4 protein-coding genes and 1 pseudogene are annotated in these 6,470 nt (G+C 67.6%); 2 read left to right on the top strand and 3 right to left on the bottom strand.

Annotation, left to right across the window (positions count from 1 at the left end; translation table 11 throughout):
- Positions 1-1,673, top strand: a 1,673-nt coding sequence (locus tag VRZ08_RS24925) for an OmpA family protein (RefSeq protein ID WP_414534239.1), incomplete at its 5' end; no start/stop codon positions are given.
- A gap of 76 nt (positions 1,674-1,749) precedes the next feature.
- On the opposite strand, the gene VRZ08_RS24920 is transcribed toward VRZ08_RS24925, so the two are convergent.
- Positions 1,750-2,277 (bottom strand): L,D-transpeptidase, encoded by a 528-nt coding sequence (locus VRZ08_RS24920; RefSeq protein ID WP_346296063.1) that lies wholly within the window; start codon positions 2,275-2,277, stop codon positions 1,750-1,752.
- Positions 2,278-2,661: 384 nt separating this feature from the next.
- Positions 2,662-4,605, bottom strand: coding sequence for an acetate--CoA ligase (acs, locus tag VRZ08_RS24915; protein ID WP_164573511.1), 1,944 nt, complete (start codon positions 4,603-4,605; stop codon positions 2,662-2,664).
- A gap of 385 nt (positions 4,606-4,990) precedes the next feature.
- Here acs and VRZ08_RS24910 point away from each other — a divergent pair, with 385 nt between their 5' ends.
- Entirely contained in the window at positions 4,991-6,085 is a 1,095-nt protein-coding gene (locus tag VRZ08_RS24910; RefSeq protein ID WP_414534238.1) for a DNA topoisomerase IB, read from the top strand.
- A gap of 9 nt (positions 6,086-6,094) precedes the next feature.
- On the opposite strand, the pseudogene VRZ08_RS24905 reads toward VRZ08_RS24910, so the two are convergent.
- Positions 6,095-6,470: pseudogene (locus tag VRZ08_RS24905) on the bottom strand (RNA pseudouridine synthase); the annotation flags it as partial.

Below are 6,470 nucleotides of genomic sequence, written 5' to 3'. Positions count from 1 at the left end.
GCGCTCCGCCGCCGGCTCCCCCGCATGCGGCCCCGCCGCCTCCGCCGGCTCCGAAGCCTCCGGCTCCGCCGACGGCTGCGCCCGCAGAGCGTCCTGCTGCGCCCCCGCCCGCCGCTGCGCCAAGCCGTCCGCCTGCGCCGCCGGCCGGCGAAGCGCCGCAGCGCCGTGGCCCGCCGCCCGGCGCCACTCCGCCGAACGCAGCCGCTCCAGATGCTGCCAAGCAGCCGCCCGCCGGTGAAGCGCCCCAACGCCGTGGCCCGCCTCCCGGCGCGCCGGGTGCTACCCCGCCGAATGCAGGCACACCGGGTGTGACCCCGCCTTCGGGCGAAGCGCCCCGCCGTGGTCCGCCGCCGCCGCCCGCTTCTGCCAATCCGCCGCCCGCCGCCGCGCCGACGCCGGCCCCCTCGGCTCAGCCGCAAGCTGCGCCGACATCGCCGAATCCGTCGGGTCCAGCCGTTGCACCAGGCGCTCGTCAGCCGGGTGAACGGGGTCCGCAACCGGGCGCTCCTGCGGGCGGTCCGCCGCCGCGGCCGCAAGCTGGTCCGGGTGCTCCCGGCGCCGGCCCGGCTGTCGCTCCGCCGCCCGGCCAACCGCAGCCGGCCCAGCCGCAGCCCGGTCAGCCGACGGCAGGTCCCGCGGTCGTTCCGCCACCACCTCCGCCGCCGGCCGTGACGGCGCCGATCCCTGCCGCGCCACCGCCGCCGCAGGCGCTGACTCCGATCGCTCCCGGCGCGCAGGCGCCTGGGCCGCGCAACCTCTCCGACTTCCGTAGCCAGCGCCGCGAAGTCAACGAGAACGGACGGATCGTGATCACTGAGCCGGGTCGCATCATCGTGCGCGATCCGAGCGGTCAGGAGTTCATCCGCCACAACGAGGTGGATCGCTTCCGCTATGGCGCGCGCGACATCCGGGTCGACGATCGCGGCGACGAACGCCGCACCATCGTGATCCGGCCCGATGGCAGCGAGATCATCAACGTCACCGGGCGCGACGGTCAGCTGCTGCGGCGTATCCGCCGCGACCGCGACGGCCGCGAGATCATCATCATCGACAACAGCTACGGTCCGCGGGACCGGGCGAACTTCTATGTCGACCTGCCGCCGCCGGTGATCCGGATTCCGCGCGACCGCTACATCGTCGACTACGAGGACGCATCGCCGGAGCTGATCTACGAAACCCTGGAAGCGCCCCCGGTCGAACGGATCGAGCGTCGCTACACCATGGACGAGATCCGCTACAGCCCGGCGGTGCGGCAGCGGATGCCGTCGATCGACCTCAACACCATCAACTTCGACACCGGCTCGTGGGACATCCCCCCGGATCAGGCTGCGAAGCTGCAGGTGATTGCGGACGGTCTCAACCGCGCGATCCAGCGTAACCCGCGGGAGGTGTTCCTGATCGAAGGCCACACCGATGCGGTCGGCAATGACACCGACAATCTGTCGCTGTCGGATCGTCGCGCCGAGGCGGCTGCCGCACTGCTGACTCAGCAGTTCGGGGTGCCGGCCGAGAACCTGACCTCGCAGGGCTATGGCGAGCAGTATCTGAAGATCCAGACCCAGGCTCCGGAGCGTCAGAACCGCCGCGTCACGATCCGGCGCATCACGCCGCTCCTCAATGGCGGTCAGGCGTCGCTGCCGCCGCCGCCTCCGGGCGTGGCACCGCCGCGCTGAGCGGACGGTAGCCTCTCGACACCAAAAAAGCCGCGGACCCGTCCGCGGCTTTTCCTTTTGGCGTGTGCTGCTGTCCTCAGCGCATCACCACCACCTGAGTGCCGACCGGGACGCGCTCGTACAGATCGGTGATGTCGTCATTCAGCATCCGGATGCAGCCATACGACACGAAGCCGCCGATCGACTGCGGCCGGTTGGTGCCGTGAATGGCGTATTCGCCGCCCGCCAGCGTCATCGCCGCGACACCCATCGGGTTGGCGGGCGATCCGCCCGGGATCACGTCCGGGATGGTCGGGACATCGCGCTTGACGTCGGCCGGCGGAGCCCAGGCCGGATTGCGATATTTGCCGTCGATTTTGGTGGTGCCGGCCCACTGCTTGCCGGCCTTGCCGACGCCGACCGGATAACGCACCGCATGGCCCGGCTCGACCACTAGGTACAGCCGCCGCTCGCCGGTCCTGACCACGATCGTCCCCGGCGAATAATCGCCGCGGAAAACGACCAGGTCGGGCCGCGCCTCGGCCTGCGGTGCGGTCAGCACGCCGGCGCCCGCCAACACCGCGACCGCCATGGCCAATTTCGCCGAACGAGATCCAAAAGACATTCAGTCTCTCCAGTTTCCTCGCACCGGACAGCTTCGCTCCGGCGCCCCTCAGCGCCCGCGATGGTCGCGGCGTGAACTAACCAATGGGTGTGTGCTGGACGACCGAAATGAACGCGGGCGTACCATTGAAGAAAAATCCGGGGAACAAAGTAAATGTCCGGCAAACAACACCCGCCTCCAAAATGGCCGCGGGGCCGCGTTCATCGCTCGGATGTGATCGAATCAGCACAGCTTGACCGGGGCGAAAGCCGCCCCGGCGCTGCTGTGTATCAACGTCCACGCGATCCCGGCGCCCGTACCCGCCAGACGCGAAAAGGCCCCGCCTGCGAATCACAGGCGGGGCCTTTGGAGAGTGGCTGCGTCCGCAGGGCTCGGTTAGCCCGCCTAGTGGTGCTTGTTCTGGCGATGCTCGACCAGATCGTCGACGACCGCCGGATCGGCCAGCGTCGAGGTGTCGCCGAGCGAGGACGGCTCGTCCTCGGCGATCTTGCGCAGGATACGGCGCATGATCTTGCCGGAGCGGGTCTTGGGCAGGCCGGGCGCGAACTGGATCAGGTCGGGCGAGGCGATTGGACCGATGTCCTTGCGGACCCAGGCGACCAGCTCCTTGCGCAGCTCCTCGGTCGGCTCTTCGCCGGCCATCAGGGTGACGTAGGCGTAGATGCCCTGGCCCTTGATGTCGTGCGGATAGCCGACCACGGCCGCTTCCGACACCTTGGGGTGCGCGACCAGCGAGGATTCGACCTCGGCGGTGCCCATACGGTGACCCGAGACGTTGATGACGTCGTCGACTCGGCCGGTGATCCAGTAGAAGCCGTCGGCGTCGCGCCGGCAGCCGTCGCCGGTAAAGTACTTGCCCTTATAGGCCGAGAAATAGGTCTGCTCGAACCGGGCATGGTCGCCGTACACGGTGCGCATCTGGCCCGGCCATGAGCGGGCGAGGCAGAGGTTGCCGGTGCATTCGCCTTCCAGCACGTTGCCCTCCGGATCCAGGATCTCGGGCACCACGCCGAAGAACGGCCGGGTCGCCGAGCCGGGCTTCAGCTTGGTGGCGCCGGGCAGCGGGGTGATCAGGATGCCGCCGGTCTCGGTCTGCCACCAGGTGTCAACGATCGGGCAACGGTCCTCGCCGACGACGCGGTGGTACCACTCCCAGGCTTCCGGATTGATCGGCTCGCCAACCGAGCCGAGCAGGCGGAGCGACTTGCGCGAGGTCTTCTTCACCGGCTCATCGCCGGCCTGCATCAGCGCGCGGATTGCGGTCGGCGCGGTGTAGAAGATGTTGACCTTGTGCTTGTCGATGACTTCCCAGAACCGCGAATTGCTCGGGTAGTTGGGCACGCCCTCGAACATCAGCGTGGTCGCGCCGTTGGCGAGCGGTCCGTACAGGATGTAGCTGTGTCCGGTGACCCAGCCGACGTCGGCGGTGCACCAGTAGATGTCACCGTCGTGGTAGTCGAAGACGTACTGGTGCGTCATCGACGCGAACACCAGATAGCCGCCGGTGGTGTGCAGCACGCCCTTCGGCTGGCCGGTCGAGCCCGAGGTGTAGAGGATGAACAGCGGGTCTTCGGCGTGCATGTGCTCGACCGGGCACTCGGTCGTCACCATCTCGGCCGCTTCGTGGTACCAGAAGTCGCGGACGTCATCCATTTCGACCGCGGCGCCGGTGCGCTTGACCACCATCACCCAGTCCACGCCGTCGCACTTCTTCAGTGCCGCGTCGACATTGGCCTTCAGCGGCACCTTGCGGCCGCCGCGCAGGCCTTCGTCGGCGGTGATCACGATCTTCGACTTACAGTCATTGATGCGGCCCGCGAGGCTGTCGGGCGAGAAGCCGGCGAACACGACCGAGTGGATCGCGCCGATCCGGGCGCAGGCCAGCATCGCGAACGCGGCCTCCGGGATCATCGGCAGATAGATGGTGACGCGGTCGCCCTTGCCGACATTGCGGTTGCGCAGGATGTTGGCGAACTTGCAGACCTCGTCGTGCAGCTCGCGATAGGTGATGCTGCGCGACTGCGAAGGATCGTCACCTTCCCAGATAATCGCGACCTGGTCGCCGCGCTTGTCGAGGTGGCGGTCGATGCAATTGTAGGCGGCGTTGAGAACGCCGTCCTCAAACCACTTGATCGAAACATTGCCGGGCGCAAACGACCAGTTGTCGATCTTGGTCGGCGCCTTGATCCAGTCGACGCGCTTGGCGTGCTCCGCCCAGAATCCGGTCGGATCCGTGACCGAGCGCTCGTACATCTGGCGATATTTGGCGTCGTCGACGAAGGCGCGGCTCGCCCACTCTGCGGGCACGTCGTAGATCTTCTCGGACATTTGTTCCTCCACAAAAACGCGGTCGATGCCGCACCCGCCGTCGGTGCTCGACCGCAACCCCGCTGCAACCGGCGACTCACCCGCCAACGAGTCTGGCTCCGCCGATCGTTGATCCTGCGATCCGGGCGAAGTCATGGAAACGCTACGGGGGAGCATCGCCGGTGAAGAGACGTGCGATCGTCTCAGCCTCCGGCTGTTGTTGTTGAGACAATTATGCGTCGGCCCGCCGGGCCGCGACAAGCGGTGCAGTCATCCGACTTTCGGCGCTGATCGCGCGCATGTGCAGGGCCGTGATCGCGATGCGTGCGCCGCGGCGACGCGCCTCCCGGAACGAGTGTGGGGTTGGCGCATTAGCTGTGGGCTCTGGCGCGGGAATGTTAACGGCATGATCGATCGGCAGAATTTCGAACTTCCCGAAACCGGGACGGACGCATCGGTCGGTTCGGCCGGCGAGCCGGTGAGCGTTGCCGAGCTTGCCGAAGACCTCGGCCTGCATCTTGGCGAAGTCGATCATCTGACGATCCGCCGCATCAAGCGCGGCAAGCGCTGGCAGTATCTTCGCGCCGATGGTTCGCAGGTGAAACAGCAAAGCACCATTCGTCGGCTGAATGCGCTGGCGGTGCCGCCGGCCTACCAGGATGTCCGCTACGCCGCCGATCCGGTCTCGCATCTGCAGGCGGTCGGCCGCGATGCTGCCGGTCGGCTACAATACCGTTACCACTCGGATTGGGAGAAGGTCAGAGAAGCCCGCAAGGCGCATAGGTTGGCGCAGCTTGTCGGAGCGCTGCCGAAGATCCGTCGCGCCGTTGGCAAGCACCTATCGGGAGATGATCCGACCCGGGAGTTTGCGCTTGCGGCGGTCATCGAGCTGATCGCCCGCACAGCGATCCGTCCCGGCAGCGAGTCCTATGCGCGGCTCAACGGCACCCGCGGCGCCGCGACGCTGCTGAAGTCCAACGTGGCGATCGAGGACGACTGTGTGACGCTGTCGTTCAAAGCCAAGGGCGGTAAAGCGGTGCGCAAGGAATGCGGCGCCGCGCGGCTGGTGCGGGCCATCGGCATCTTGCGCAAGCTGCCGGGCAAACGGCTGTTTCAATACGTCGGCGCCGACGGCGCGGTGCATCCGGTCTCGACCTCGCAAGTCAACGTCTTCCTGCGCGAACTCGCCGGAATCCGGATTTCGCTGAAGGACTTTCGCACCCTGATGGCCTCGGCGGTGGTGCTGGAATCGCTGGCGCGGATCGAGCCTGCAACCAGCGCCCGCGGCCGCCGCAAGCAGGTGCTGGAGGCGGTGCGGATGGCCGCCGACGAGCTCGCCAACACCCCCTCGATCTGCCGCAAGAGCTATGTGCACGCCACCATCGTCACTGCATTTGAGGACGGCATTCTCGAACGGTTCGCTTCGACCCTGAAGGGCACCCGCTCCCAGGCCAAGCGCGAACAGCTGCTGGCCCAAGTGGTGATGGCAGCTGCAGCCTGAGGCCGCGCTTCAGTTCGGTGTCCAGCCGCAGGCAGCGAGCCGCGGGTGCATATGCGCGGGCGGCGGCGCGGTGACCACCACCGGCGGTTTGTTACGCGACAGCGGGATGACGATCTCGCGGGCATGCAGATGCAGCCGCGGTTCGCCGAACCGCGGCCCGTTGCCGTAGATGTTGTCGCCGAAGATCGGCCAACCCATCGCGGCGCAATGCACCCGGAGCTGATGGGTCCGGCCGGTGATGGGCTCGAGCGCCAGCCAGGTGAGCTGCGTCGGGGGCGTCGCATCGGATTTGGCGCCCGGCTTTCGAGACAGATCGTCACTCTCTCCCCGAGCAGAGTGAACTCCCTCTCCCGCTTGCGGGAGAGGGTTGGGGTGAGGGCGCCCC

The sequence above is a fragment of the Rhodopseudomonas sp. G2_2311 genome (assembly GCF_047501505.1).
GTDB lineage: Bacteria > Pseudomonadota > Alphaproteobacteria > Rhizobiales > Xanthobacteraceae > Rhodopseudomonas > Rhodopseudomonas palustris_H.
Note: the sequence above shows the minus strand (reverse complement) of the source record. Positions and strands in the feature narration are given on the sequence as shown.